The organism is Yersinia sp. FDAARGOS_228 (genome assembly GCF_002073315.2).
Lineage (GTDB): Bacteria > Pseudomonadota > Gammaproteobacteria > Enterobacterales > Enterobacteriaceae > Yersinia > Yersinia intermedia.
The window spans coordinates 2,431,107-2,455,874 of sequence record NZ_CP020409.2; the positions used below are offsets into that span (position 1 = coordinate 2,431,107).

Sequence of the window (24,768 nt, forward strand, 5' to 3'; positions counted from 1 at the left end):
GTAAAAGTTAACATTGATGGGAGATTAAATTTTTAAATTAAAGATTAAAAGAAAATTAAAAGGATTAAACGATGACTTAATAATGAACCAAGATGACGCATTAATATGAGCCGGGCCTGATTACCCGGCTAAATCGTTTTCAAAACTCATTAACCAGCCATTCATCGGCCTCATCAAACATTTCTTCAACTAACCGGTTCAGTACTGATTTTTCTTGTTTATTAGCATCTGTGTTGATGCCATTGGCTTGCATTGGTTTAACCTTAACTTCAGCATCAGGAAACACCCGATGCACGCGCTTGGTTAACTCTGCCTTAATCATTTCAGCGGCGTTGGGCAGGCCGGCGACATTCCGTTTGTCATAAATCAATTCAACACGCATGACTTTTTCCTGAATGAATGGATACTGTATTAATATACAGTATTGGTGGGCGCCAGACAACGCCGTTTTACACGCTTTGAAGCGGAAAAATAACATTTACTGGTTTTTTAGTGCAAATAAAATAACCGCAGGTGATTAAAGATGGAAATCACTGGCGGTTATTTTTTGTGTGAATGTTTATCTGGTTGTTTATACAAGTGATTTATATTTTCCAACCGCAGTCGGGTATCGGTATTTATCAAGGTGGGACTAATTTATTTCCAGCCAACGAGCATCAACCACCACACCCAGTATCTTACAGTTACCATTGAGTTCGATTAATCGGTAGGAGGGATTCAATGGTTTCAAATACTTAACGCCAGCATCAACAATGAGTTTCTTAAATGTTGCTTCGTTATCGTCAGTCAGTTTGGCAATAACAAAATTACCGGGTAGCGGCTCTTTTTCCGGGTCAACCAGAATAATCATCCCTTCAGGAAAACTGATCCCTGAAGGAGATGTCATCGAGTCTCCTTTAACGCTGAGCCAAAAAGCGTTGTCATGGGCATTTTTGGTCGATTCAGGCCATATTTCAATATCACGCAGTGTATAAGGCTCTATCGCTTCATACCAGTTACCTGCGCTTATCCAACTGATTAACGGATAGCTGTTAGCAACTGATCCTGCCGGTTTATCATTTAGCCCACTACGCGCCGAGATCGATAAACTTTCAGCCATTTTTGCTAATTCCTTCGCCAGAGAAGGACTAAAGCTGCTGATGGGTTCATTGAGTATTTTGGCAAAAGCGGCGGCGTTGGTCACATTGAGCGGGTTTATGCCGTTGAGGAATTGGTTTACGGCACTTTGCCCAACCCCTAGTTCGTGCGCAACAGACTCTTGGGATATACCCAGCGCTTTTTTCTTGGCATTAAACAGCTCTTTCAGCCGCTTAGCGTCGTCCAACTGTTCTGGCGTCAATGGCTTCTTTTTCATTAGTCAATTTTATTACCGTTAGCAATAATATCCAATCATCTGCGGTGTTGACTATAAAATCACTTGCGGTAATAATCAACCAAAATATATAAGGGAAACGCATGAGACCGTACTGGCGTGTATCGCTGCGATCCAGAGATGTAGCATGGGTGTTCCGGTTTATCACAAGAAGACGGCGGCCAGACTTACGGTGGTTTCCGTTGTTGAGCAATCGATAGGCTGAGGTGTCACTACGCTGCCCCGCCTTTTGTGGAGTAATTATTTATGAGTTCAATAAACGGTACACAAACCGGAAGCCACAGTCAGCAGAACCAAAACATGAGAGATATTCAGCTAGTCTTGGCGCGCTGGGGTGTATGGGCAAGATATAGCTCCGGGCTGGATTATTCATCTATCGCTGCGGGCTTTAAAGGGTTATTGCCTGATACGTCTAAGAGTAAGGCATCTTGTTGTGATGACGATGGTCTGGTTGTCGATGGTTGTGTTGCTCGATTAAAACAATACCGGCCAGATGAATATGAATTAATAATCCGTCATTATGTGCTTAATCAATCTAAGCGGGCAATTGCTCGTCAGCAGAAAAGAGATGAAAAACTGGTGCGAATTAATATGCAAATGGCGGAAGGCTTTGTTGATGGCTGCCTGGCAATGTTGAATGTGAAATTAACCATGGACCCTTTAATAGAAAATTTACATATTTATGAAAAAACACTAACGCGGTCCGCAAAAAATGTATTAGTTTGATATTACTGGTTGGTTTGTTACGCAATTATCATAATTTAAAATCTCGCTTTGGTGAGATTTTTTGTTTTTTAGTTGATATGAATTTAACTAAAAATAAATCTATTTTTTATAAGAAAACACTAACGCGGTCCGCAAAAAGTATATTAGTCTGATATCACTGGTTCGTTACATACTGATTAAGAAAGAGGAAAGCCCCGCATGGTCGGGGCTTTCCTCTTTCTGTTAGTCATACGCGGCAGTGTATCGACTTGGGAGGTATTAAATGAATGAACAAAATCAACTGCCGTATTGGTGGTCAGGATCGCTTGCTCTATTTTCCGCGCTGAGTTTACAGGATTACACCTTTATTCTTGGTACTATTATCAGCGTAATATTTACCATCAAAACTTATTACGTCAATTTACGGGAAAAGGACGCAATAATTAAAGAAGAGCAGAGACGAACAGAAATTCTACGGGATTTTCTGCGTAACAAAACAGTAGCTGATATTCCAGCCGCAATTGCGGTATGTAATGACGCGCTGCACAAAATGGAGAGCTGACATGACGCCTTCATTACGTAAGAAAGTTTTGGGGGCCGCAGCCGGTGGGGCGGTTGCCATTGCCGGAGCATTGCTGGGTGGACACGATGGTTTTGAAGGGCGTCAGTACACAGCCTACAACGACGTAGTGGGCGTAATGACTTTGTGTGATGGTCACACCGGTAACGACATTATTCAGGGCAGACGGTATAGCGATCAACAGTGTGATGCGTTATTACAGCAGGATTTACTCGTGGTGAAAAAGTGGGTCGATGATGCAATACAGGTACCTGTGGGCGATTACACCCGCGCAGCACTCTATTCATTTACCTATAACGTCGGTAAAACCGCATTTATTCACTCAACCTTATTAAAGAAACTCAATAGCGGAAATATTGCCGGAGCATGCGATGAGTTGCGGCGCTGGATTATGGCCGGCGGCAAACGCTGGCAGGGTTTGGTTAATCGGCGTGAGATTGAACGTGAACTTTGTCTGACACCGAACCTGACGGCAATGAAAGCCAGGGAGGGCAAATGAATAGGCAAGCCATCACCACGGTGTTGCTAGCGATATTACTCATGGGACTGACGGCCAATACTTATCGCCTGAGTGCCAAACAGGTGCAGGAGCACGCGGAGTTACAGGTTGAACGGGCTGTTAATCAAACATTGGATAACATCATCGCTGCCTATCAGTTAAACGATGCGGCTAATCGGGCCGCCGCTGCACGGCAGTTAGAAAATGAAAGGGTACTGCGACATGAAACTGAGGATCGTCTCAAGCGTTTTGTGGCGGCAACCGCAACTGACAACTGCGCTGTCAGCCGTATGCCTGAGTCTGGCATTAGTATCTTGCGCGAATAAACCAGCCCTTCAGGTGGTGAAATCCCCCCAGTTACTGCCACCTGAGTCGGCGATGACCGCGTGTGAAGTCCCAGAATTTGTTGGTTCCACATGGGGTGACAGTAGTTTATATGCGCTAGCACTCAAGCGAGAGTTACGTATCTGTAAAGGGCGGCTTGATGAGGTTATTCGTTGGCGTAATAACCAAATCGATAATCCGTTAACACAGTGAGATGACAGGTTTATCCCCGAACGGGGCAACCATTTATCAGGAGAATAACCATGACAGGTAATGATGTTGGATATCTCATTTTTTATCAGGTGAGCCTATGAATGCAGCACAAATCAGGCAACTGGCCGCCGCCGCATTATTGGGCAAAACAGATGCGGAAGGTCGTATCTATTCAACTGATGCATGGCCGGTAACCACTTATCCGGCCATTTTGTTACAGACACCGCATGAAGTAAAAGAGCCTATTGGCCGCAACGTACCGCAGTTTAATACCATGACCACCTTACGCATTAGCGGGCATATCCAATTGAGTGAGGCGGCAAATCGAGTCACGGAAGCGGCATCGGCACTAGAGCGTTTGTGTGAACAGATTCAACGGGCAGTGATTAATAGTTACGAACTGACTCGCCAGATTCAGCAATTTGCCAAAGTGCGAACCACGATGGGCATCGATACCAGCAGCGAGCAACATTTTGCTGAAGTGAAAGTAGAACTCGATCTCGAGTATTACCAAGGACCGGAAGACTTCTTCCCAGTAGAAACCACGCCACTGGCAGGTATCGACATTGCGATTGATATGCCTGATGGCACCACAGACCCGCTGATCGCCATCCCCCTTTCGGAGTAACCCTATGTTCGTAAAACCGATGACAGGCCGCGCAGTGCGTGACCCGGTCAAGGGCACCTTTTTGCCTGAATCTGGCGCAGAGGTTCCTGATAACCCATTTTGGCACCGTCGTATTCAAGACGGTGATGTGGTGCAGGTTACGGTAAAAACAGCGAAACCTGCATTTTAAGTGTTAACAATGGAGAGTAAAAAATTATGACAATTCCTTTCACTAATATTCCGAGTAATTTGCGTACGCCACTGTTCTTTGCCGAGTTTGATAATTCTCAAGCTAACACGGCGAGCACCTCTCAACGTACTTTGATTATTGGGCAAACTCTGGCGGGAAGCACTTTGCCCGTCAACGTACCGGTGCTGGTTTCATCTGCCGCCACCGTTGCGGGTCTGTGTGGTGCGGGTTCAATGCTACATGGGCAAATGGCAGCGTATCTGGCCAATGACCGTGCTGGCGAAGTTTACCTTCTACCATTGCGCGACTCTGAGGCTATGGTTGCCGCTATTGGTAAAATTACCGTGACGACCCCAGCATCAGCAACCGGTGTTATCTCACTGTATATCGGCGGTATTCGTGTACAAACCACGGTTGTGCCGACTGATGATGCTAATACCATCGCTCTGGCGCTGGCGGCGGCAATCGAGAACAAACCTGAATTGCCGGTAACGGTTGCCCACACTGGTGATGGCGTATCGGAAGGTGCTGTTGTGGTGCTAACGGCCAAAAACAAAGGAGCACATGGCAACAATATCGATCTGCGTTTGAACTATCTGGGGAGTGCCGGTGGAGAGACAACGCCGGAGAGTCTGGTGTTGTCGATCACCCCGATGGCGGGTGGCGCAGGCGCACCTGAACTGGCAAGTGGTCTGGCAAACTTACAGGATCGAACCTTTGATTTCATTATCAACCCTTACACCGATACCGCGTCATTGGATGCTATCAAGGCATTCCTTTCTGATAGCACCGGGCGCTGGAGCTATAGTCAGCAACTGTATGGTCACAGCTTTGCCGCTCACTCCGGCACCTATGGTCAACTGACCGCGGCCGGTGAACTGCGTAATGACCAACATGCCTCACTGCTAGGGATCCATAACTCGCCGACACCGGCTTACATCTGGTCAGCCGCGTATGTTGGTGCCATTGCGCAAAGCTTGCGTAATGATCCCGGTCGCCCACTGCAAACGTTGGCAGTAAGTGGTGTATTGGCAGCACCTCTGTCTAGCCGTTTTACCCTGACTGAGCGGAATAATTTGCTGCATAGCGGTATTTCAACCGTGACGGTGGCGGACGACGGGACAGTTCAAATCGAAAATATCATTACGACTTATCAGACCAACAAATACGGTGCTGCGGATGATAGTTATTTGCAAATTGAGACTTTGTTCTTATTGATGTTTGTCACTCGCTACCTACGAACTCAGGTGACCTCGAAGTTTGCTCGCATGAAGTTGGCTGCCGATGGTACCCGCTTTGCCCCAGGCTCAGCCATCATCACGCCGAATATCATCCGTGCCGAGCTGATTGCTCAGTATCAGACACTGGAATTTAATGGCTATGTTCAGGATGCCAAAGGTTTCGCCCGTGGCCTGATAGTTGAGAAAAATGCCAGTAATCCAAATCGTGTTGATGTGTTGTGGACCGGCGTGCTGATTAATCAGTTGCGCATCTTTGCGGTTCTGAATCAATTCCGTTTGCAAGCGGCTGTTTAACCCTTAGCCATTTAACACACCAAGAAAAAAGGAAATAAATTATGAGCGATACTTCAAACCGCCTGGCAGGTACGGCTTATGTCACCGTTGATGGCATTACTATTATGGTGGCCGGTCAGTTCAAATACAGCCCTTCAAAGGTAAAACGTGAAACCGTCATGGGCATGGATGGGGTACATGGCTATAAAGAAACCGTGGTGGCACCGTCCATTTCCTGCACTATCCGTGACAGCGGCGGGGTCTCTATCAGTGATTTTAACGACCAGACCAATGTCAATATTGTCTGCGAATTGGCGAACGGCAAAACCATTATTGGTAGCGGTATGTGGTCGGTGAGCACGTTGGTGGTTGACAGCACTGAAGGCACGGTTGATGTGAGCTGGGAAGGCGGTTCGGTGACGGAGAATTGATATGACTGTATTGGAGCGCAGTAAAACTATTTCACTGGTGAAAGCCATTCAACACGACGCAACTAAGACCACCTACGAGGTGGTCGAACTTAGTGAACCGACACTGTTGCAAGTACAGCAATTCTACGATGAACAAACCAAATCAGGTTCGCTCAGCGGTATGGGATTGCTGATTGCCTTAGTCTCAGGGGTGCCGCGTGAGGCTATCAAGAAAATGGCTTTTACCGACTATAAAGCCTGTGAGGTTTATATGATGGGTTTTTTAGCCTACTCCCCAACAGGGGGCGATGGCGCGAAATAATCGCTGACGTCACTTACTATTATAGCTGGGGGCCGGGCGATGCCTGGTCCCTGACCTACAGTAGCTTAATGTGGTGGTGCCAGCAGGCCGGGCGGATTAATAAAATTAAGGCTGGCAAAAATGGCTAATAGATACAATATGAATACAATTTCTCCATTATCTAAAATACCGCCTCAAATATTCAGTAACTATAAATTAGTTGGTGGTGGAAACGCAATTATTGCTGTTGGAACTGCGGGAGTGAAATGGCTTAATAACGGTGCTGATGAGGCCCATAAAATAAATACCGCAGCGAGGAACGTTAACGCACCTATTGATCAATTTAGTCAAATAAGTGGCGCTATGCGTATTCGAGGTGTTGAACAAATGGCTGCGATAAAATCAACTGAGCAACTTTACAGCAATTTGAATAATATGTTATGGGGCGATAATGATCAGGGGTTGGCACAGCTACATGAGTATGGGTTTGACATTATCAGTAATGAAAATGGCACTGTGGATGCTACTGCAACAATAGCTAAAATTGCCGAGGATTTTCCACAAATGGCACCCAAGGCACAAAGTAAACTGACGAATGCTCTGAAAATAGACGGTAATACTATTGAGTTGCTGCGAGAGGGGGTGCAGCTAAAAGATTTGCTGGCTAAATCGACTCTATTAGGCTTAACCATTGATCCTGAGCTTAATAAACAATTGACAGAGTTAGACCAGAACACCGATGAGTTAAGTGCTGCTTGGGATGGTTTGAAAGATAAGCTATCTAACATCGGATACGAAATTCTTGTCTCTGATGGCTCTGTGGCTGATGGCATTGGTGGTTTAACTGACACGCTAACTTATGGTCCAGATAATTTTTCCATAATGCGTACTTTAGGGATAATCAGTGGTAATGACTCGGCGAAAATGCGATGGGCATATAATAATGCAGATTTTAAAAAACAGCTTAATTGGTATGAAATAACCATGCTTAATAGTGGTTTTATGACTGATGGGTTTCGTAAGAAATATCAGGATCATATTAAGCCCAATGATACAGAGAAAATAAATTTTCAGACTGAAAATGCAGGGGTTATTTCTGGGCTTAGGCCAATTAAAATTGAGTCTACTCCATTAACCGATCTTTTTAATCTGGGATCTGGGGCTGAAGTTGAAACTCAAACACAAATGCAGAACACCTGGAGCAACAACCGCATAACTGAATTCGGTGCTGAAGATCCCTATTCCCTTAGCCCCTCGTCTTCTCTTGCACCAGATAATAATATAGGCAGCATCCCTACAACTGAATCACCTATTTACACTGACTCAGCGGGGGGCGTTAACGCTAATGCTATTGCTGATGTTATCGCTACCGCAATGCAGAATAATCGGGTGCAGATTGAATTGACGTTAATCGACAGTCGAAGCGGTGAAAGCTTAGTGATCCCAGCTCAGGGAGGCAGCAGAATAGCTCACGCCATGCAGATGTAATTCCCTATGAGTATCCGTAAAAATTAACCAATTAGCATATCGATATAACCCGCTCCGGCGGGTTTTTTATTTCCTAACGTCTACTATCGGACAGGAGAATGAAATGTCACTTATCAATAACGCACTATCAGCGCTCTTGGGAGGAAGCGACGACAGTTGGCAATGGTCGGAACACCTCCATCAGGCCTCCTTTCGGGGCGTGCCCTTCGTGGTCCTGAATAGCAAGGGCCGTTTTGGTCGTCGCCAGGCAGTGCACACTTACCCTTATCGCGATACCAGCTATATCGAGGATATGGGGCGCAGTACGCGGAACATTGTTTTGACTGGATTTTTGGTACAAAACAGCCAGATCTACGCCGCTCCTGATGTAATGACTCAGCGCGATTCATTGATCGCAGCTTGTGAAATGGCAGGACCAGGGACATTGGTTCACCCAACGTTGGGTGAGATGACTGTCAGCATCGCTGACACAGGGCTGGAAATTGATGAAGGTGTTGGTAGCGAGCGGGTATTCGCGTTCAGCTTAACGGTTATCGAATCCGGCTTACGTGCCTTTGCCATCACCGGTATGGCTGAAATGAGCGCATCGGTCCACTCCTCTTGGCTGGGGCTGAGCGCCAAAGCCGTCGCTGGTTTTATCTCAACGGTAAAAGGAGAGATGCGCTCCGCCACTCAGGTGATAAAAACCCTGAAAAATACAGCGGAATTTTGGAGCCGAATGGTATCGAATACCGCCGATGAGGCCAGTAATCTGGGTAACGCGCTGCGCTCAACCTTTGGCCGAAACCGCTATGGCCGCTTTAACCACGGTACTGTCGGTGGCAGCAGTTCGGGCGCGACAGAAGCCGTGAACCGGCAAAGTGATACTACTAACTTACCCATGTTAGTGGCGCAACGGTTGGCGGTTATCGTTGAAGGGCGAGCGGCAATTAGTACTGCCGTGAATGAGTTGCTTGCGACTAACAGTGTTGAGGGGCATGCCGACAAGTTACTCACTCTGGTTAACACGCTGCTAAATGGCGGTTTTAGTACGCTGGATGTTATCCGCGTGATGGAAAGCCTGGCGGCAGCTCACGACGACGCCTTCCGAGCCAATAGCAGTGACCTCGCAATTGCTGACGCCAGTCATCATTTAATGGTGACCTTGTGCGCCGGAGGGATGGTCATTGCGGCGGCACAATATCAGCCGGAAAGTTATGACGATGCTGTCGCTGTACTTGGCAGGGTCAGTAAGGTGATCGATAGCTCAGCACTGGCCGCCGCCGATCGCGGTAATGATGAAACCTACCGTGCGCTAATGCAAATGCGCGAATCTATTGTGGCGCTATTGCAACAGTCAGGAGCGAATTTATCCCGCATCGGCGAGGTTAGTTTTAACCGCTCGTTACCCGCACTGATGCTGGCGAATCGGTTATATCAGGATGCACTACGCGGCGACGCATTGGTGAAAATGGCGAATCCGATTCATCCGGCATTTATGCCAATTCGGTTTAGGGCATTGAATCTATGAATAATAAGATGCCAAGAGATGACTTAACACTGGAGGTAGGTGGCAGAGCGATCACCGGTTGGAGCAAAGTTCAGGTCACGCGGAGTATTGAAAAATTACCCAGTAGCTTTGAGTTATCGCTGATGGATCGTTATCCCGCCAGTGGGGGGCAGCAGTGGATTAACCCTGGTGCTCCTTGCGTGGTTAAGTTGGGTAATGATGCCGTGTTAAACGGCTATATTGACAGTTGGGATTGCGCCATTGCGACCACAACGCACCAAGTCAGTGCCTCGGGGCGTGGTAAGTGCCAGGATCTGGTGGATTGCTCCGCTGAGTGGACAAACAGCGTAATTAGCCAGTCCACGGTGTTGCAGATTGCGCAAAAGCTGTCCGAACCTTACGGCATCAAAGTGACCTCTGATATTACGGATATGACCATTGTGCCGAAATTCACCCTGAATTGGGGGGAAACGGCGCAAGCGGTTATTGATCATGTCACGCGTTCCGCTGCATTGCTCTATTACGACCAGCCGGATGGCAACTTATATCTGACCCGCGCTGGAACGCATAAAGCTGCAAGCGGTGTGGCGCAGGGCATCAATATTCTCAATGCCAACCTTCATACCGATATCAATCAACGCTTTGTTGATTACACCGGCGTGGTGCTCTCTTCCAATGCTGCAGCCAGGCATTCGGCCTCGGGTGGGGATAACACCTCGGTGCGAGTTACTACGCGAGACACACTATTGGCTGAACAATTTCCGGCCCGCCATCGTAACCGGGTCATTATCGTCGAAAGTACCGTGAACTCGCCACATTTGCTGAAAGATTGCATCGAATGGGAAATGAACCGCCGCTCTGGTCGCGCCAACGTCTTGACAGTGCAAGTGGACAGTTGGCGCGATCGTGATGGCCGGTTATGGGAAGTTAATACATTGATTCCAATAACCATTCCAGCATTTGGGCTTAATGATGAGCTGTGGTTACTATCGGAAGTGGTTTATGCCAAAGATGAGAAAGGGACAACGAGCAAAATGACCTTGATGCCACCTGCTGCCTTCACCTTCCAGCCTTACAACATTAAGTGAAATAGGGGGCTAACTATGAATGACCTAACCGGGCAAATTTCGACCCTGTACCGGCAGATAAAAATGCTGTTGGGACTTGGGCGAGTGAGTGCCTTTGACGATAGTGACGGGATACAAACCGTGCAGTATCAGACCCAACTGGAAGTTCACTCCGATACCCCAAGGCTGGCTGAGTTTGGTTTTTCATCGGGATTGCCAGCTGGCAGTGATGTGGTTATCGGTTTTTTGGGAGGGGACCGATCCAACGGCCTGATCATCGCCTCCAACCATCCGGCTTATCGCCATTCAGGACTCACCGCCGGGGAAACAGTGATTTATTCCCAGTGGGGACAATTTATCAAACTGACGGAAAGTGGGGTATTCATTGAGGCGAACAACCAGCCGGTGACAATCAATAATGCTACCGCGGTGACGGTAAACGCATCGGTAAAAGTACGGCTGAATACGCCGTTGCTTGAGGTTAGCGGCGATATTATTGATAACGCAGACAATAATGCCATCACGCTGAAAACCTTACGTGACGCCTATAACAGCCACAACCATCAACTCAAAAATGTACAGTCGGGCAGCGCGACCCTTACCAGTGAAACGCCCGCTAAGGTGGTGTGATGACAACAGATATTAAAACGGTTTGGGATGTTGATGCCTCATTGGGGGATTGGCAGACAGGTCACGGGGGAGTGTTGGATGGCGATGATTTGCATACCGCCATTTTATTGAGCTTGTTTACTGACCGCTTGGCGCGAATTGATGATGCTATTGATGGCGATGATCGCCGAGGCTGGTGGGGGGACAGCGGGGCGCTATCAGCTATTGGTTCGCGGTTGTGGTTATTGCGGCGGGAAAAACTTACCACTCAGGTTGCGATCAAAGCTGAGGACTACGCGGCAGAAGCATTGGCGTGGCTGACCGAGGATAGTGTTGTGACGGCCATAAACACCCGGGCACAAATAATTTACCCCAATACATTGCTGTTGATTATTGCTTACCAACAACCGGGTAAAACCCAATCTTCAGTGAAATTTTCATGGGTATGGGAGGAGTAATTCATGCCATTTAATCGACCCACATTAAGTGAATTGCGACAACGCAATCAGTCTTATATTCAATCGGAACTGAAAACCGGCGGCAACTTACTGCGCTTCTCCAATATTGGCGTTATCAGTGACGCAGATGCAGGGATGGCACATCTGCACTACGGCTATCTGGATTATATCGCCCAGCAAGCCACGCCATACCATGCTACCGACGAGTACCTTGCGGCTTGGGCAGCATTGAAAGATGTGTTCCGTAAAGCAGCAAATCCGGCTACTGCGACTGACGTTCGCTTCAGTGGGATAGCCGGACGAACTATCCCTGCCGGGCGCTTGCTTAATCGGGCCGACGGCTATCAGTATCGGCTTGATAACGAAGTGAAGATTACCCCAGATGGCCACGTTTTGGGGGCTATTACTGCCATGTTACCCAGTCCATTGGATGATGCAACTGGCGGCGGTAGCCGGGGGAACAGTGCGGCAGGCACCCTGTTGACGCTAGATATTGCTATTGATGGTGTTCAGGCCACCGCCACGGCACTGAGTAAAATTTCCGGCGGTGCGGATATTGAATCTGAGGATGCATTTCGTTCCCGTATGCTATTGGCTTACCAGAATATCCCGCAAGGTGGTAATGATACCGACTATCAATCTTGGGCATTAAGTGTTCCGGGAGTGACCCGTTGTTGGGTAAAACGGCGGCTGATGGGGGCAGGGACTGTCGGGGTTTATATCATGTGCGATGACAACGACCACGGCGGTTTTCCGCAAGGTAGCGACGGTATTTCATCCTTAGAACAGTGGGGGGCGGTCACCGCAACGGGCGATCAAGGGCGGGTGGCAAACCAGATATATGCGCAACAACCGATCATCGCGCTGGTCTATGTTTGTGCGCCAGTTGCACAATCCATTGATTTTATTATTAGTGGGATATCGCATGCCGACAGTGCTACCACGACCGCCATCAATGCCGCCATCGATGAGGTATTTTTCAGCGAAGGTGAACCCGGTGGCAAAATTTTGTGGTCATCACTATTACTGGCAATTGGTGAGATCCCGGGAACGGGAGGCTTTATTATGCAATCTCCGGCGGCCAATATTGAGTTACAAACTGGCAAACTCCCCATTAGGGGTACAGTGAGCTACCTATGAGTCGCTACTCTGTCAGTGAATATACCACCGCTTTGCAAGCATTAATGCCGATGGGGTTAGTCTGGCCACGGCAACCGGACGGTGTGCAGACTGATGTCTTGCGGGCGCTGGCGAATGCGTATCAGCGTAGCGATGAAGATGCGCAAGATTTGTTGTCTGCGGCATTCCCGGCCACGGCGACGGCCATGTTACCTGAGTGGGAAGCCACTGTGGGGCTGCCGGATCTATGTGCCATTGGTGAAGTAGACAGCATGATCCAGCGCCAGCGGGCAGTGGTGTCGAAATTGTTTGGCATCGGCGGTCAGTCTGCGGCCTATTTTATCCGCGTAGCCAAGGCATTGGGTTACTCCATTGCTATCACCCAATACCGGCAAGCATGCGCAGGTATGTCGGTATGCCGTGATGCATTGAACGGTGAAGAGTGGCCATTCACTTGGTTAATTACCGCACCCGAAACTACGCTTCATTATGCCCAATGTGGCTTAACCTATTGCAGTGATCCGTTGCGTTCATGGGGCAATAAACAACTTGAATGCCGGTTTGCGGTGTTAAATCCGTCTCATAGCATTCTGAAGTTTGGCTACGTTAGCTAACTAATCAATTTCTATTAATTTAAAACGCCTTAATTGGTGAGGTATTACTATGCAAAAAATTGGAGATATTCCTAATTCACGCGCTGACAATAATGGCGAATTTACCGACGGCAATGTCGCCGGCGGCGTTCCCCCAACGATATTACCGGCTGAATGGTTTAACACCTTACAGCGGGAATTAATGAGTGTCCTTTCTGCTGCGGAGATTGATGCCGACAGTGAGAAGTTTGATCAGGTGGCGACTGCTGTCTCTAAATTAATTACTGATGGTGGATTTTTAAAAACAGCCAATAACCTTGTGGAAATTAAAAATGCGGGAGCGTTAGCCGTTGCAAGTACTCTCTTAAACCTTGGTTTGGGCGATGCAGCCCATCTGCCCCAATTAACGGGCGTTGTTGGCACATCACGCAATGCAAAAATGAGTGTTACAGCCGCATCGTCAACGGCCACTTTCATGGCAGATGAATTGATCGTACAAACGGCGTTAGGTGGACGTCAGTACAAACTTACTAGCTTCAATAAAGCAATTAACCTTGCGACTACGGGCGCTGGCGGTATGGATACTGGCACCGCGCCAGCTGCGGGATTTGTAGCGCTGTATGCGATTTATAACCCAACAACTCAAGTATCTGCATTGCTGGCAGTTAATTCCACGTCAGTGCTTGCTCCTGAAGTGTATGGCGGGGCTAATATGCCATCAGGTTATACAGCATCAGCGTTGGTTAGTGTGTGGGGGACGGTATCATCATTGTTGAAGATAGGATTTCAATCCCATAGGCATGTAGCAATCCAAACAGCTACTATATATTCCGTTTCTAGTGGTACAACAGCGCAAACGCCGTTAGGTGTTTCACCTGTGGCTCCACCCAATGCCACACAGATAGATATTGCTATAACAGTAAATGAAACAGTCGCTGGCAACGGTGTTGCGCTGAGTATTGGCTCATCTCTGTCAGGTATCGGACAGTTCAGTGCGATTTCAACCGTTACAGGGCAAACAGCAACGTCCATTACCACAGGAACGCTGTCATTAATAGAAATCCAGCAGCTCTATTTTTCAATGTCCAATACAAACCCAGGAACATACATTATCGCTGGCCGTGGTTATGATTTTTAAGGAGTGAATATGCTTGTTCAATTTAAAAATTCAACAAAAGAAGAAATTATTGCTTACTTTGGTGGCCCACAAGATCCAGAGTATTTTCCAAATCAAGGGGAGATTGAAGCCGATGATCCCATGTGGGCAGTCTTTTATGACAAAGTACATATGTGGCTTGATGGGTTACCTGAGCCTATTACAATTGCAGAGTAAAGTACAAATCCGGGCTTAATTGCCCGGTTTATTTAATTGCTAGGTGCTGTAGGTCTGGTCATATCAGACACTGTACTTACATTGACTAATGACGGCCCAGGTTATGGCACAAGCCAAGCAGATGTTGAGCAAGGAAGCTATCTTGCAATTACAACAGCAAGCATCGGTTCAATAAAAGAATCAACCAACCAGCAATAACTGCCTCGTTCGTCGCTTGATTTCATGTTAAATTCGCTATCTTGGGCCATTGCGTTGCATAAGTGCCTTGGTTACAGGTGGCTTACGGGAATCTAGGTATCAGTATGTTTACATATAAAGAAATATCAGCGCTGAACGAACTGGAATTGATCGTTTATAATTACATCATAAAAAATACTGACAAAGTGATGTATATGACCATCAGAGAACTGGCTGATGCAGCGGGTGTTTCTACCACCACGGTTTTACGATTCTGCAAAAAAATGAATTGTGATGGCTATTCTGAATTCCGGGTGCGGTTTAAATTATATATAGAGCATGACGAAAAACCACCGGTTAGTTTTGGTATTAGTGAGATAATTAGCTATTTTAAAAGTATTAATAATAGCGAGTTTGATGATTTATTGGATACGGTTGCAGCGCAAATAGCCGCCACGCCCCGAATTATCTTTGTGGGTATAGGAACATCTGGGGCATTAGGGAAATACAGCGCGCGTTTCTTCTCGAATATCGGTAAGTTCAGTACTTATATTGACGATCCTTACTATCCTATTAACAGCGATATGTATCAGGATGCCATTGCCATAATGTTCTCCGTATCGGGCGAGACGGAAGAGATTATTCGAATTGCCAATCAGTTCAGCTTACATAACTGCAAAATAATTAGTCTAACAAATAGTGATAATTCAACACTTGCCAAAATGGCTGACCTTAATATCTCCTATCATATGCCCCCTATTGTATTGGAAGGGAATTATAATATTACCACTCAAATTCCTGTGTTATATATAATAGAAACCATTGGCAAAAAACTCCCGCAACTAATTAATAAGAAAGCACCATAAAACACCGTGTTTTTTGAGTGTGACATATTCCAATTCACGGTTTTTGTTATATCGTGACTTCGCTTTTCTTTTTGCTAGAATCTAATCTCAATCGGCTATGAATATTAATAATAAGCCAATGACGTTCTGGTTATCTTAGGTTCAGTACCCGCGACAGGAGATTAATAATGGCAATAGATTACGTACTGACCGCTCAGGAAATTATCCAATATATTGGTGGTGATGGTAATGTGATTAATGTCACACATTGTGCGACCCGCTTACGGTTTATATTGAAAGACAATAAAATTGTCGATAAAGAACGCTTAAATCGTGTTAAAGGTGTCATCACCGTTATTGAAGCGGGTGGGCAAATGCAAGTGGTGATCGGTAATCATGTCGGTGATGCTTATAAACATGTCATCAGCTTGATTAATATCGATGAAAGTACCCCGGTTGTCGCACCCAAGGTCGGTATTGTCAGCCGTTTGATGGATATTATCTCCAGCATTTTCGCCCCATTCCTTTATCCGTTAGCCGCCTGCGGTATTTTACAAGGGATTATTTCATTTCTTGCCGCGATTGGCTGGATGGATGCGGCGAGTGGCACCTACCGAATTCTGAATTTTGTTTCCTGGACTGGTTTTACCTTCCTGCCCGTGCTGGTGGCCTTTACCGCGGCCAAGAAATTCAATGTTAATCCTTTCACCGCGGTCATTACCGCTTGTGCACTGATCAGCCCTGATTATATGAATATGCTGACGGCCAATAAAATTACTACGCTGAATTCGGCCGATCCAGCCGTTCAGCAGCTAATGCAAGAAGCACTGAATAATCCGCAAGTTGCCCATATTTTAAACACTATTGCGGGTATTCCCTTATCATCGCCAACCTTGGATTTCTTCGGTATTCCAGTGCAATACCTGAGTTATACCGCCTCGGTTATTCCGATCATTTTGATGGTATGGGCCATGTCTTACGTGCAGCGCTTCTTTGAGCGGATCCTGCCAATGGTGGTGCGTAATCTATTCACCCCAATGTTCTGTATTGCCATCATGGTGCCACTCACGTTATTGGTGTTCGGCCCGGTGGGTAATCTGATCGGCGGTGCGATTGGTGGTGTTTATAACACGCTTTATAACCTTAGCCCGGCAGTGGCTGGGTTTATGGTCGGCGCTTTCTGGCAACCGCTGGTTACACTGGGTGTGCATTGGGGGATCACGCCAGTTACCGTTGGTAACTACGCGACGCTGGGTTATGACACCTTTACTGGTCTGCAAGCTTCCGCCGTCTTTGCCATGGCGGGCACCATGTTTGGCGTTTACTTAAAAACCCGCAATAGTGAGATGAAGGGTATTTCACTGTCGGCAGGTATCACCGCGTTGTTCGGTATTACCGAACCGGCAATTTATGGTGTGGCATTACGTCTAAAAAAACCGTTCTTATGCAGTTGTGCTGCGGGCGGAATCGGTGGTGCTATCGCAGGGGCGTCTAATGCGGTGTCATGGAGTTACTGCTTACCGGGTATTGCGGTATTACCGGTCTTTTTCAAAGAGGGTCATATGGCGCAGTTCCTTGGTTTCTTGCTGTCGATCACAGTAGCGTTCGTGTTGGGTACACTTTTCACTTGGTTGGTTGGGTTTACTGATGAACCTGAAAGTGTGCAACAGCAAAACAGTGCTAAAGCATCTGGCGCGCCGCTTGCTCAGGCGCAAATGAATCGGGGCTAACCGCTTAACCGTTGAGGCGGTTAGTCCGTTATTGATTTTCATTTTAAGGGCGCACAGTTGCCCACAGTATTAAGGGAGAAAATAATGAGCTACAAACAATTACCGAAAGATTTCTTATGGGGTGGTGCAGTTGCAGCCCATCAGGTTGAAGGCGGCTGGGATAAAGGCGGCAAAGGTGTGAGCATCGCCGATGTATTGTCGGGTGGCGCGCATGGTGTTGACCGGGTGATGACTGATGGTGTACAGGACGGCTACCGTTATCCTAACCATGAAGCCGTTGATTTTTATGGCCATTACAAACAAGACATTGCGCTGTTTGCTGAGATGGGCTTCAAATGCTTCCGTACTTCTATTGCTTGGACGCGTATCTTCCCGAACGGCGATGAGCAGCAACCCAATGAAGCCGGGTTACAATTTTACGATGATATGTTTGATGAGTTACTGAAATACGGTATCGAGCCGGTTATTACTTTATCTCACTTCGAAATGCCCTGGCATCTGGTGAAAGAATACGGTGGTTGGAAAAACCGTCAGGTGGTCGATTTCTTCGTGAAGTTCAGTGAAGTGGTGATGGCGCGTTATAAAAGCAAAGTTAAATACTGGATGACCTTTAACGAGATCAATAATCAGCGCAACTGGAAGTATCCGCTATTTGGTTATTGCTGTTCGGGCGTGGTGTTTACCGAGCAAGAAAATCCAGAGGAAACGCTGTACCAAGTGCTGCATCATCAGTTTGTTGCCAGTGCCAAGGTCGTCAAGCTTGGTCATGCCATTAATCCTGAGTTCAAAATTGGTTGTATGGTGGCGATGGTGCCGTTGTATCCGTTCTCCTGCCATCCTGATGACATGATGTATTCAGTAGAAGCTATGCGTGAGCGTTATCTGTTTGGTGACGTTCATATGCGCGGTTACTACCCTTCCTATATTCTAAATGAGTGGGAACGTCGCGGATTCACCATCAAAATGGAAGAGGGTGATCTTGATACTCTGCGTGATGGCTGTGCTGATTATATGGGGCTGAGTTATTACATGAGTAATGCCGTTTCTGCCACTAACCCTGGCAGCGGTCATTCACTTTCCGGCTTTGAAGGCAGCGTGCCAAATCCACACGTTGAAGCGTCAGACTGGGGATGGCAGATTGACCCTGTCGGCTTACGTTATTCGCTGAGTGTATTGTACGAGCGTTACCAAAAGCCGTTGTTTATTGTTGAAAATGGTTTTGGCGCGATCGACAAAGTGGCTGCCGACGGTATGGTCCACGATGATTACCGCATTGCTTATCTCAAAGCCCACATTGAGCAAATGAAAAAAGCGGTATTTGAAGATGGTGTTGATTTAATGGGCTATACCCCATGGGGCTGTATTGATTGTGTATCATTCACTACGGGTGAATATAGCAAACGTTATGGCTTTATCTACGTGGATAAAAATGATGATGGCACTGGCACTATGGCGCGTTCACGCAAATTAAGTTTTGACTGGTATAAGCAAGTGATTGCCAGCAATGGTGAAGTGCTCTAAACCCGCGATAATCCCGTAATGTTGGAAAGGCTGATTATAATTTTGGCCTTTCCATTAATTTCCCCTTGCCCAATTTTATCCCTCACCTCAGGCGTAATAAACGCAGTTTGTTACATTTCGTATTAATGAAAAATATGTTTAAAATCAATTTGTTACTTTTTATTTATCGTGTCTGTAGGATATAGCTGACATATCCTTAAAAAAAGCTGGGTTACTCTCTTACCCTAAGCGATAACATCATGCTTTGCATGGGGATATTCGCCAGGGTTAATTCAGTTTTTTTGTGTAAAAAGGATTAGAAATGAAAGGGCAGTTATTAGTTGCAGCGCTGTTGGCCGCTAGTTTTTCAGTCTGTGCGTCGGAACATGCACATTGGGGATATGAAGGTCAGGAAGATCCTGCACATTGGGGAAAGCTCTCACCGGATTTCTCTCTGTGCGAAACAGGTAAAAATCAGTCGCCAATTAATATTCATGGTGCATTGAAAACCCATCACGACCAACTGGAGTTGACGTTCCAACCAGGTAAACAGCAAATCGTGAATAACGGCCATACGATTCAAGTTAATGTCAGTGCGGGCAATACCTTGAAATTGGACGGTGATACTTTCACATTGCAACAATTCCATTTCCATGCGCCAAGTGAAAACGAGATTGATGGCAAACAGTTCCCGTTAGAAGCCCATTTTGTTTATAAAGATAAAGATGGGGCACTGGCGGTGCTCGCACTCATGTTCCAAGAGGGGCAAGCCAATCCGCAACTGTCACAGGCATGGCAGCAAATGCCAACGGCCATTGATCAAATGGCAATATTAAATAAGCCTATTGATATTAAAGCATTGTTACCTAAACAATTTAATTTTTATCGGTTTAGTGGTTCACTGACCACACCACCTTGTTCTGAAGGTGTCAGTTGGATGGTGCTTGAGCAGCCTGTGAGCGCTTCTGCTGAACAAATTAATCAATTCCGCTCTGTAGTTCATCATACGAATAATCGCCCTGTACAGCCACTTAATGGCCGAGTCATTATCGATTAAAACTATGTATGAGTCGCACTATCCTGTCTTCTGGCAGGTAGTGCGTGTAGTCTTTTGTTGTCTGGTTATTTCACTTGGTTATCGTGGAGCACTTAGATGAAAAGGGATAGCGGTAGGCTTGCAGATTTTTTAGTTAAAGCAAAGTTAGCGACTTATGCTGGACAAGCGGATTTAGCTTCGGTAACACCGGCCTTAATGGGTTCTAAACAACTCGAGTTTTCAGAAAACGAGATAAGTTATCGTGATATCTATTTTGGTATGAACTATTTCGTTGGGCTGGAGGCTATTTATGAAAATCACGCTCCTTTATGGTCAATGAGCTATTCCGGTGGAGTAAAAGCAGACACCTCTAATGAGGATGTAAAACGTATTTATAGTTTTCTTAGAAAAGCACTTAGAACGATCCCTACCGATGCCCCTTTTCGTGGTTCCCCGCTTTTAGTTGAAGGTGGTATGACATACGTAAATAACTATTATGGTGATATAAAACGATTTCATGGTGATGAATTGATTAAGATTGATGGTTGTGAGGTTTACTCACTAACATATTCTGGTGGGATATTATTGTAACTTTTTTCTAATAGTTCAAAAAGCGGACTTAGCGGCTAACTGAGCATTATCGATGATACTTCATGGGGGCCATCGATAATGCATGATCTGCTCCCCACAAACAAAAAAACCAACCCTAACGGATTGGTTTTCTTAAGGTATTTTGGTCGGCATGAGAGGATTTGAACCTCCGACCCCCGACACCCCATGACGGTGCGCTACCAAGCTGCGCTACATGCCGATGCTATGGCACTTATACTACATTTTACCGTTATTAATGCAAGACTTGGCAAAACGTTCGCTTGTTTTTTGAGCGTGCTAACATCTGTTTTTTGAGCTAGTTCGCAATAAACCGTTTTATATCCGTCAACACCTGCAGCAGTAATGGGAGTTGAGGCTTTTCATGTTTGATTTCATTGCCTTGCTCATCATAGGTGCGGTATTCACCGTTATTATCTAATACAATAGTCTGCGTTGGCGTAGTAATGACTAACATGCCATTGTCACCGGTCGCCACCCAGTTATTATTGCGCTGTGCGGCGAACAAATCTTCCCCTTGCGAATAATCCTCAGATGCAGTTTTGACGTGTAATAACCGTTGCATCAGTGTTGTCATGATATCTTCATGATTGGTCAGTTTATTCACGGCCTGCGCTGGCGTACCCGGCCAGTGAACCACTAATGGCACTTGTAGTTGCTGGCGGTTAAAGCTGGTGCCTGCACCCCAGGTATCATTACCTCTGTCATTAAACTCAACACCATGGGCCGCAGTAATAATAACTACGGTTTTATCGAGTTGGTCGCGCTGTTTAAGCGTCTCCAGGATGGCTGCAATCTGCTGATCCACATCTTTTGCACCTGCCTGATAATGGCGGATAAAATCAGTCGGTAACGCAACCTTCTGCCCGGCAACCTGGTCTTGTGCTTCAACGGCTCCATTGAGGTTAATGTATGAGAACCACGGAGCACTATTGTTGAGTGTGGACAGCCATTGTTGCCACTGCGCCGTAGTTTCGCTATCCGGTTGTACTGCGGGGGCCGGTAATGTGAAATCAGCTAATAGCGCCTGACGATAGAGTGGCGACTCAAAACCATCGGATGAGAACAGACCAAACTGATAACCCTGCGCGCTTAATGCCGTAATAAAGGCCGAAGGTTCGCGTGCGGAGAGAATGCCGTCTAAATAAGTAGGCGAAATGCCATAAAACAGGCCAAATAAGCCCGTATCCTGACGGTTGCCTGAGCTGTAGTGGTTGTCAAACTGAATATTTGAACGACCAAATTCTGCCAAGGCAGGCATATCTTTTTGCAAGCTGCTGGCACGGATGCCATCAACCACAATGAGTAACAGATTATAACCACTGCCTTTATCGCTGAAAGTAATCGGGTTGAGTGGATATTCAACCGCCAGTGCATCTGGGTTGCCTTGCTCCACCAGACGGCGTTGATATTCCTGCTGATCGAGCAAACCGTGTTTCTCAAGGAACTTACGTGCAGTCATCGGGTAAGATAGCGGCAGGTTTGCGCGTTGCATACTGATTGGGCGATAGAAATTGGCATCAGCCCAAATATAAATCAGATGAGAGGCAAAGAACGCAGAAATAAACACTGCCACCAATGGTTTAACAAAGCGTTGCCGGTTAAGGCTACGTAGCTTTTGCCAGGCCCAAGTGCCGAAAAGCATCTCGACCAGGAAAATGACTGGCACGGCAATAAACATTAATTGCCAATCACGCGCCAACTCGGTTTGGTCTGGGTTAACCACTAATTCCCATACCACCGCATTAAGGTGTAAATGGAAACGGGTGAAAACTTCAGTATCAACCAACAGCAGGGTCAGGCCCGCAGTGGCAAAGGCGGCAGAAAGAAAACGGAGTAGTCGCTGCGACATCACCACAAAGGTGAGTGGGAATATCACCAACAAATAAGCAGCAAAAACGATAAAACTAAAGTGCCCGAGCCAACTGACGAGGGCATAGACACGGCCAACCAGCGATGAGGGCCAATCGGAGACAAACAGATAGCGGCTACCCAGCACCAGGCTGAAAATAATATTAAACAGGGCGAACCAGTGCCCCCAGCTAATCATCTGGGAGACTTTTTCACGATAGCGCTGACGATTTGTCACCATATTGAGATTACAGTCTTGGCCGATAAATTAATGAGATTTATCTTCACTTATTGAAGCCTGAAGAGCTTCAGCGAAAGAACGTGCCAATACTTTACGTTGCGCTGGGGCCACGCTGGTATTGATCAAATTTGTTACCATATTCCCCAACACCATCAAAGAAAGATCGGTTGGAGTGCGGTTTTTTTCCATTACGCTGACTAATTCAGACAGCAGTTTTTCGACTTGTTCGTCGCTATAACGGGATGATTGTGCCATAAAAAGTGTGCTCAATACCTGACAAAGTCCCACATCTTACCGTATAGAGACGCGCTTTTCCGCTATTTTATAGCATTAAGAATCATTAGCCATTAATTGAGGGGCACGAATGCTTTTGAGTTGCAGCTCTTTGGCATCAGTGATTGAATACGCCCCTAGCCAAAAGGAGTATTTATCATGAGTCTGGATATTGACCAGATAGCCTTACATCAGCTTATCAAGCGTGATGAACAAACGCTTGATGTGGTGTTGCGCGATTCTCTGTTACCTGCCAATGCTGTAGTTGAAGAAATGATGGCCGAGCTGCATCGTGTCTACAGCGCCAAAAGTAAAGCTTACGGGCTATTTAATGAGCAGAGCGAGCTGGCCGAAGCGCTGAAACGAAGCCGTAAGGGTGATGAAGACTTCCTCAGCTTTAGCCGTGCTGCCACCGGGCGGTTACGTGATGAGTTAGCCAAATATCCGTTTGCCGAAGGCGGTGTGGTGCTGTTTTGCCAATACCGTTATCTGGCCGTGGAGTATTTGCTTATCTCGGTGCTGAGCAGTTGTCATAGTATGCGAGTGAATGAGCAGCTTGATCTCAGTACCACCCATTATCTCGATATTAACCGTGCTGATATTGTTGCCCGTATCGATTTAACCGAATGGGAAAATAACCCAGAATCCACTCGTTACCTCACGTTCTTGAAAGGGCGGGTAGGGCGCAAAGTGTCCGATTTCTTTATGGATTTCTTGTCTGCGGCTGAGGGACTGGATACCAAAGCACAAAACCGGGGCTTATTACAGGCGGTTGATGATTACTGTGCGGATGCTGAACTTGGCAAAAATGAGCGTCAGGCATACCGTCAGCAGGTTTATAGCTATTGTAATGAGCAGTTGCAAGCAGGTGAAGAGATTGCGCTGCAGGCGCTTTCTCAAGAGCTGCCAAAGCTGGGTGAAAAAGATTTCCAGCAATTCTCGGCTGAACAGGGCTATGCACTGGAAGAGAGTTTCCCGGCAGATCGCGGTACTTTGCGCCAGTTGACCAAATTTGCTGGCAGTGGTGGTGGGCTGAGTATCAATTTTGATGCATTGCTGCTGGGTGAGCGTATTTTCTGGGACGCGGCGACAGACACGCTGACCATCAAAGGCACACCACCTAATCTGCGAGATCAGTTACAGCGGAATTCAGGCAAAAAGTAGCGGTTACCCTGTGACGCTAGCCAATAAAAAACGCCGCATAAGCGGCGTTTTTTATTTCGGCGTCCCGAATATCGAAAGCGACGCGATTAAACGCGAACGAAGTCGATATGAGTCAGTTTTGGCTTGAAAGCGTGACGCTGAACAGCCTGTACTTTAACTTTGGTTTCTTTACCGTCAACAACCAGAGTCAGTACGGAATCATAAAAGCCCGGTTTCAATTCAAGGTTCTTGGTGGTGTCATGGTCAAGAGCAATAGAGATAGCTGCTTCAGAACCACCGTAAATGATTGCCGGAAATTTATTTGCTGCACGCAGGCGGCGGCTCGCACCCTTACCCTGGTCGTTACGTACTTCTACATTGATAGTGGTCATTTTGTTTTCTCTTAAAGAAAATTTACCCTGCTACAGGCGACCCAGCAACAGGTTCGATACTCGGCTTTGATTGGGTAAACCCAGAGCAAAGCGGGCGGCA

The 24,768-nt window shown here is 46.6% G+C and carries 30 protein-coding genes and 1 tRNA gene; 25 read left to right on the forward strand and 6 right to left on the reverse strand.

Annotated features, from left to right (window positions below):
• Positions 1-139 precede the first annotated feature (139 nt).
• Both A6J67_RS11160 and A6J67_RS11165 read right to left on the reverse strand, forming a co-directional pair.
• The gene (locus tag A6J67_RS11160; RefSeq protein ID WP_005190119.1) at positions 140-382 is read right to left on the reverse strand and encodes a DinI family protein; all 243 of its coding nucleotides are present in this window, start codon (positions 380-382) and stop codon (positions 140-142) included.
• A gap of 249 nt (positions 383-631) precedes the next feature.
• Complete coding sequence (locus A6J67_RS11165; RefSeq protein ID WP_042568291.1) at positions 632-1,354, reverse strand: LexA family protein; 723 nt, start codon at positions 1,352-1,354, stop codon at positions 632-634.
• 318 nt (positions 1,355-1,672) lie between these two features.
• On the opposite strand from A6J67_RS11165, the gene A6J67_RS11175 reads away from it, so the two are divergent.
• From A6J67_RS11175 to A6J67_RS11285, 24 genes are all read left to right on the forward strand, one after another.
• Positions 1,673-2,098 carry an antiterminator Q family protein gene (locus A6J67_RS11175; RefSeq protein WP_260654616.1) on the forward strand — a complete coding sequence of 142 codons (426 nt, stop codon included), beginning with the start codon at positions 1,673-1,675 and terminating at the stop codon, positions 2,096-2,098.
• A gap of 262 nt (positions 2,099-2,360) precedes the next feature.
• The gene (locus A6J67_RS11180; RefSeq protein ID WP_042568289.1) at positions 2,361-2,639 is read left to right on the forward strand and encodes a hypothetical protein; all 279 of its coding nucleotides are present in this window, start codon (positions 2,361-2,363) and stop codon (positions 2,637-2,639) included.
• 1 nt (position 2,640) lies between these two features.
• Positions 2,641-3,156, forward strand: a complete 516-nt coding sequence (locus tag A6J67_RS11185) for a lysozyme (protein WP_050074742.1) — start codon at positions 2,641-2,643, stop codon at positions 3,154-3,156.
• Positions 3,153-3,482, forward strand: a complete 330-nt coding sequence (locus A6J67_RS11190) for a DUF2570 domain-containing protein (protein WP_042568287.1) — start codon at positions 3,153-3,155, stop codon at positions 3,480-3,482. Before A6J67_RS11185 ends, A6J67_RS11190 begins: the two co-directional genes overlap by 4 nt.
• Positions 3,483-3,495: 13 nt before the next feature.
• Positions 3,496-3,693 (forward strand): hypothetical protein, encoded by a 198-nt coding sequence (locus tag A6J67_RS23280; RefSeq protein WP_144405110.1) that lies wholly within the window; start codon positions 3,496-3,498, stop codon positions 3,691-3,693.
• A 97-nt stretch (positions 3,694-3,790) separates the two neighbouring features.
• Positions 3,791-4,321, forward strand: a complete 531-nt coding sequence (locus A6J67_RS11195; protein ID WP_042568286.1) for a hypothetical protein — start codon at positions 3,791-3,793, stop codon at positions 4,319-4,321.
• A 4-nt stretch (positions 4,322-4,325) separates the two neighbouring features.
• Complete coding sequence (locus A6J67_RS11200) at positions 4,326-4,490, forward strand: DUF2635 domain-containing protein (protein WP_071843434.1); 165 nt, start codon at positions 4,326-4,328, stop codon at positions 4,488-4,490.
• Positions 4,491-4,516: 26 nt separating this feature from the next.
• Entirely contained in the window at positions 4,517-6,025 is a 1,509-nt protein-coding gene (locus A6J67_RS11205) for a phage tail sheath subtilisin-like domain-containing protein (protein ID WP_042568285.1), read from the forward strand.
• Between the two features lie 41 nt (positions 6,026-6,066).
• The gene (locus A6J67_RS11210) at positions 6,067-6,435 is read left to right on the forward strand and encodes a phage tail tube protein (RefSeq protein ID WP_042568284.1); all 369 of its coding nucleotides are present in this window, start codon (positions 6,067-6,069) and stop codon (positions 6,433-6,435) included.
• A gap of 1 nt (position 6,436) precedes the next feature.
• Positions 6,437-6,736 carry a phage tail assembly protein gene (locus A6J67_RS11215; protein WP_042568283.1) on the forward strand — a complete coding sequence of 100 codons (300 nt, stop codon included), beginning with the start codon at positions 6,437-6,439 and terminating at the stop codon, positions 6,734-6,736.
• A 120-nt stretch (positions 6,737-6,856) separates the two neighbouring features.
• Complete coding sequence (locus A6J67_RS11220) at positions 6,857-8,203, forward strand: hypothetical protein (protein ID WP_050074744.1); 1,347 nt, start codon at positions 6,857-6,859, stop codon at positions 8,201-8,203.
• A 103-nt stretch (positions 8,204-8,306) separates the two neighbouring features.
• Positions 8,307-9,713 (forward strand): DNA circularization protein, encoded by a 1,407-nt coding sequence (locus A6J67_RS11225; RefSeq protein WP_050297010.1) that lies wholly within the window; start codon positions 8,307-8,309, stop codon positions 9,711-9,713.
• Positions 9,710-10,780 carry a phage baseplate assembly protein gene (locus A6J67_RS11230; protein ID WP_050297011.1) on the forward strand — a complete coding sequence of 357 codons (1,071 nt, stop codon included), beginning with the start codon at positions 9,710-9,712 and terminating at the stop codon, positions 10,778-10,780. Before A6J67_RS11225 ends, A6J67_RS11230 begins: the two co-directional genes overlap by 4 nt.
• Positions 10,781-10,795: 15 nt before the next feature.
• Entirely contained in the window at positions 10,796-11,389 is a 594-nt protein-coding gene (locus A6J67_RS11235; protein ID WP_042568279.1) for a phage baseplate assembly protein, read from the forward strand.
• Positions 11,389-11,826, forward strand: coding sequence for a phage GP46 family protein (locus A6J67_RS11240; RefSeq protein WP_042568278.1), 438 nt, complete (start codon positions 11,389-11,391; stop codon positions 11,824-11,826). The genes A6J67_RS11235 and A6J67_RS11240 overlap by 1 nt, the downstream gene beginning before the upstream one ends.
• Positions 11,827-11,829: 3 nt before the next feature.
• A complete protein-coding gene (locus tag A6J67_RS11245) occupies positions 11,830-12,966 on the forward strand; it encodes a baseplate J/gp47 family protein (protein WP_050297012.1) in 1,137 nt (378 codons plus the stop codon).
• Positions 12,963-13,559 carry a YmfQ family protein gene (locus A6J67_RS11250; protein ID WP_050074748.1) on the forward strand — a complete coding sequence of 199 codons (597 nt, stop codon included), beginning with the start codon at positions 12,963-12,965 and terminating at the stop codon, positions 13,557-13,559. The genes A6J67_RS11245 and A6J67_RS11250 overlap by 4 nt, the downstream gene beginning before the upstream one ends.
• 49 nt (positions 13,560-13,608) lie before the next feature.
• A complete protein-coding gene (locus A6J67_RS23960) occupies positions 13,609-14,676 on the forward strand; it encodes a hypothetical protein (RefSeq protein ID WP_080608169.1) in 1,068 nt (355 codons plus the stop codon).
• Positions 14,677-14,685: 9 nt separating this feature from the next.
• Positions 14,686-14,871, forward strand: coding sequence for a hypothetical protein (locus tag A6J67_RS11260; RefSeq protein ID WP_050297013.1), 186 nt, complete (start codon positions 14,686-14,688; stop codon positions 14,869-14,871).
• A gap of 302 nt (positions 14,872-15,173) precedes the next feature.
• The gene (locus tag A6J67_RS11265; RefSeq protein WP_080608170.1) at positions 15,174-15,914 is read left to right on the forward strand and encodes a MurR/RpiR family transcriptional regulator; all 741 of its coding nucleotides are present in this window, start codon (positions 15,174-15,176) and stop codon (positions 15,912-15,914) included.
• Positions 15,915-16,081: 167 nt separating this feature from the next.
• Positions 16,082-17,623 (forward strand): PTS transporter subunit EIIC, encoded by a 1,542-nt coding sequence (locus A6J67_RS11270; protein ID WP_005190103.1) that lies wholly within the window; start codon positions 16,082-16,084, stop codon positions 17,621-17,623.
• Positions 17,624-17,707: 84 nt separating this feature from the next.
• A complete protein-coding gene (locus tag A6J67_RS11275; RefSeq protein WP_050074750.1) occupies positions 17,708-19,144 on the forward strand; it encodes a 6-phospho-beta-glucosidase in 1,437 nt (478 codons plus the stop codon).
• 301 nt (positions 19,145-19,445) lie between these two features.
• Positions 19,446-20,180, forward strand: a complete 735-nt coding sequence (locus A6J67_RS11280; RefSeq protein ID WP_042568272.1) for a carbonic anhydrase — start codon at positions 19,446-19,448, stop codon at positions 20,178-20,180.
• A 96-nt stretch (positions 20,181-20,276) separates the two neighbouring features.
• Positions 20,277-20,750 carry a DUF5680 domain-containing protein gene (locus A6J67_RS11285; RefSeq protein ID WP_042568271.1) on the forward strand — a complete coding sequence of 158 codons (474 nt, stop codon included), beginning with the start codon at positions 20,277-20,279 and terminating at the stop codon, positions 20,748-20,750.
• A gap of 143 nt (positions 20,751-20,893) precedes the next feature.
• Here A6J67_RS11285 and A6J67_RS11290 read toward each other — a convergent pair.
• The 3 genes from A6J67_RS11290 to A6J67_RS11300 all read right to left on the reverse strand — a co-directional run bounded on the left by A6J67_RS11290 (position 20,894) and on the right by A6J67_RS11300 (position 23,115).
• Positions 20,894-20,970 (reverse strand) — tRNA-Pro (locus A6J67_RS11290).
• A 96-nt stretch (positions 20,971-21,066) separates the two neighbouring features.
• The gene (yejM, locus tag A6J67_RS11295) at positions 21,067-22,860 is read right to left on the reverse strand and encodes an LPS biosynthesis-modulating metalloenzyme YejM (RefSeq protein WP_005190083.1); all 1,794 of its coding nucleotides are present in this window, start codon (positions 22,858-22,860) and stop codon (positions 21,067-21,069) included.
• A 27-nt stretch (positions 22,861-22,887) separates the two neighbouring features.
• Entirely contained in the window at positions 22,888-23,115 is a 228-nt protein-coding gene (locus A6J67_RS11300) for a YejL family protein (RefSeq protein ID WP_005190080.1), read from the reverse strand.
• A 177-nt stretch (positions 23,116-23,292) separates the two neighbouring features.
• Between A6J67_RS11300 and yejK the strand changes: the two genes are divergently transcribed.
• Complete coding sequence (yejK, locus tag A6J67_RS11305; protein WP_005190077.1) at positions 23,293-24,297, forward strand: nucleoid-associated protein YejK; 1,005 nt, start codon at positions 23,293-23,295, stop codon at positions 24,295-24,297.
• Positions 24,298-24,383: 86 nt separating this feature from the next.
• On the opposite strand, the gene rplY is transcribed toward yejK, so the two are convergent.
• A complete protein-coding gene (rplY, locus tag A6J67_RS11310) occupies positions 24,384-24,668 on the reverse strand; it encodes a 50S ribosomal protein L25 (RefSeq protein WP_004700538.1) in 285 nt (94 codons plus the stop codon).
• Positions 24,669-24,768: the final 100 nt, after the last annotated feature.

Bases quoted from the DNA above. Each gene is read 5' to 3' on its own strand.
- A6J67_RS11225 (WP_050297010.1), top strand. From the start codon at position 8,307: ATGTCACTTATCAATAACGCACTATCAGCGCTCTTGGGAGGAAGCGAC.
- A6J67_RS11215 (WP_042568283.1), top strand. From the start codon at position 6,437: ATGACTGTATTGGAGCGCAGTAAAACTATTTCACTGGTGAAAGCCATT.
- A6J67_RS11280 (WP_042568272.1), top strand. From the start codon at position 19,446: ATGAAAGGGCAGTTATTAGTTGCAGCGCTGTTGGCCGCTAGTTTTTCA.
- A6J67_RS11235 (WP_042568279.1), top strand. From the start codon at position 10,796: ATGAATGACCTAACCGGGCAAATTTCGACCCTGTACCGGCAGATAAAA.
- A6J67_RS11265 (WP_080608170.1), top strand. From the start codon at position 15,174: ATGTTTACATATAAAGAAATATCAGCGCTGAACGAACTGGAATTGATC.
- A6J67_RS11185 (WP_050074742.1), top strand. From the start codon at position 2,641: ATGACGCCTTCATTACGTAAGAAAGTTTTGGGGGCCGCAGCCGGTGGG.
- A6J67_RS11165 (WP_042568291.1), bottom strand. From the start codon at position 1,354: ATGAAAAAGAAGCCATTGACGCCAGAACAGTTGGACGACGCTAAGCGG.
- A6J67_RS11180 (WP_042568289.1), top strand. From the start codon at position 2,361: ATGAATGAACAAAATCAACTGCCGTATTGGTGGTCAGGATCGCTTGCT.
- A6J67_RS11195 (WP_042568286.1), top strand. From the start codon at position 3,791: ATGAATGCAGCACAAATCAGGCAACTGGCCGCCGCCGCATTATTGGGC.
- rplY (WP_004700538.1), bottom strand. From the start codon at position 24,668: ATGACCACTATCAATGTAGAAGTACGTAACGACCAGGGTAAGGGTGCG.
- A6J67_RS23960 (WP_080608169.1), top strand. From the start codon at position 13,609: ATGCAAAAAATTGGAGATATTCCTAATTCACGCGCTGACAATAATGGC.
- yejK (WP_005190077.1), top strand. From the start codon at position 23,293: ATGAGTCTGGATATTGACCAGATAGCCTTACATCAGCTTATCAAGCGT.
- A6J67_RS11285 (WP_042568271.1), top strand. From the start codon at position 20,277: ATGAAAAGGGATAGCGGTAGGCTTGCAGATTTTTTAGTTAAAGCAAAG.
- A6J67_RS11160 (WP_005190119.1), bottom strand. From the start codon at position 382: ATGCGTGTTGAATTGATTTATGACAAACGGAATGTCGCCGGCCTGCCC.
- yejM (WP_005190083.1), bottom strand. From the start codon at position 22,860: ATGGTGACAAATCGTCAGCGCTATCGTGAAAAAGTCTCCCAGATGATT.
- A6J67_RS11275 (WP_050074750.1), top strand. From the start codon at position 17,708: ATGAGCTACAAACAATTACCGAAAGATTTCTTATGGGGTGGTGCAGTT.
- A6J67_RS11205 (WP_042568285.1), top strand. From the start codon at position 4,517: ATGACAATTCCTTTCACTAATATTCCGAGTAATTTGCGTACGCCACTG.
- A6J67_RS11210 (WP_042568284.1), top strand. From the start codon at position 6,067: ATGAGCGATACTTCAAACCGCCTGGCAGGTACGGCTTATGTCACCGTT.
- A6J67_RS11300 (WP_005190080.1), bottom strand. From the start codon at position 23,115: ATGGCACAATCATCCCGTTATAGCGACGAACAAGTCGAAAAACTGCTG.
- A6J67_RS11270 (WP_005190103.1), top strand. From the start codon at position 16,082: ATGGCAATAGATTACGTACTGACCGCTCAGGAAATTATCCAATATATT.
- A6J67_RS11245 (WP_050297012.1), top strand. From the start codon at position 11,830: ATGCCATTTAATCGACCCACATTAAGTGAATTGCGACAACGCAATCAG.
- A6J67_RS11250 (WP_050074748.1), top strand. From the start codon at position 12,963: ATGAGTCGCTACTCTGTCAGTGAATATACCACCGCTTTGCAAGCATTA.
- A6J67_RS11175 (WP_260654616.1), top strand. From the start codon at position 1,673: ATGAGAGATATTCAGCTAGTCTTGGCGCGCTGGGGTGTATGGGCAAGA.
- A6J67_RS11260 (WP_050297013.1), top strand. From the start codon at position 14,686: ATGCTTGTTCAATTTAAAAATTCAACAAAAGAAGAAATTATTGCTTAC.
- A6J67_RS11190 (WP_042568287.1), top strand. From the start codon at position 3,153: ATGAATAGGCAAGCCATCACCACGGTGTTGCTAGCGATATTACTCATG.
- A6J67_RS11230 (WP_050297011.1), top strand. From the start codon at position 9,710: ATGAATAATAAGATGCCAAGAGATGACTTAACACTGGAGGTAGGTGGC.
- A6J67_RS11200 (WP_071843434.1), top strand. From the start codon at position 4,326: ATGTTCGTAAAACCGATGACAGGCCGCGCAGTGCGTGACCCGGTCAAG.
- A6J67_RS11240 (WP_042568278.1), top strand. From the start codon at position 11,389: ATGACAACAGATATTAAAACGGTTTGGGATGTTGATGCCTCATTGGGG.
- A6J67_RS11220 (WP_050074744.1), top strand. From the start codon at position 6,857: ATGGCTAATAGATACAATATGAATACAATTTCTCCATTATCTAAAATA.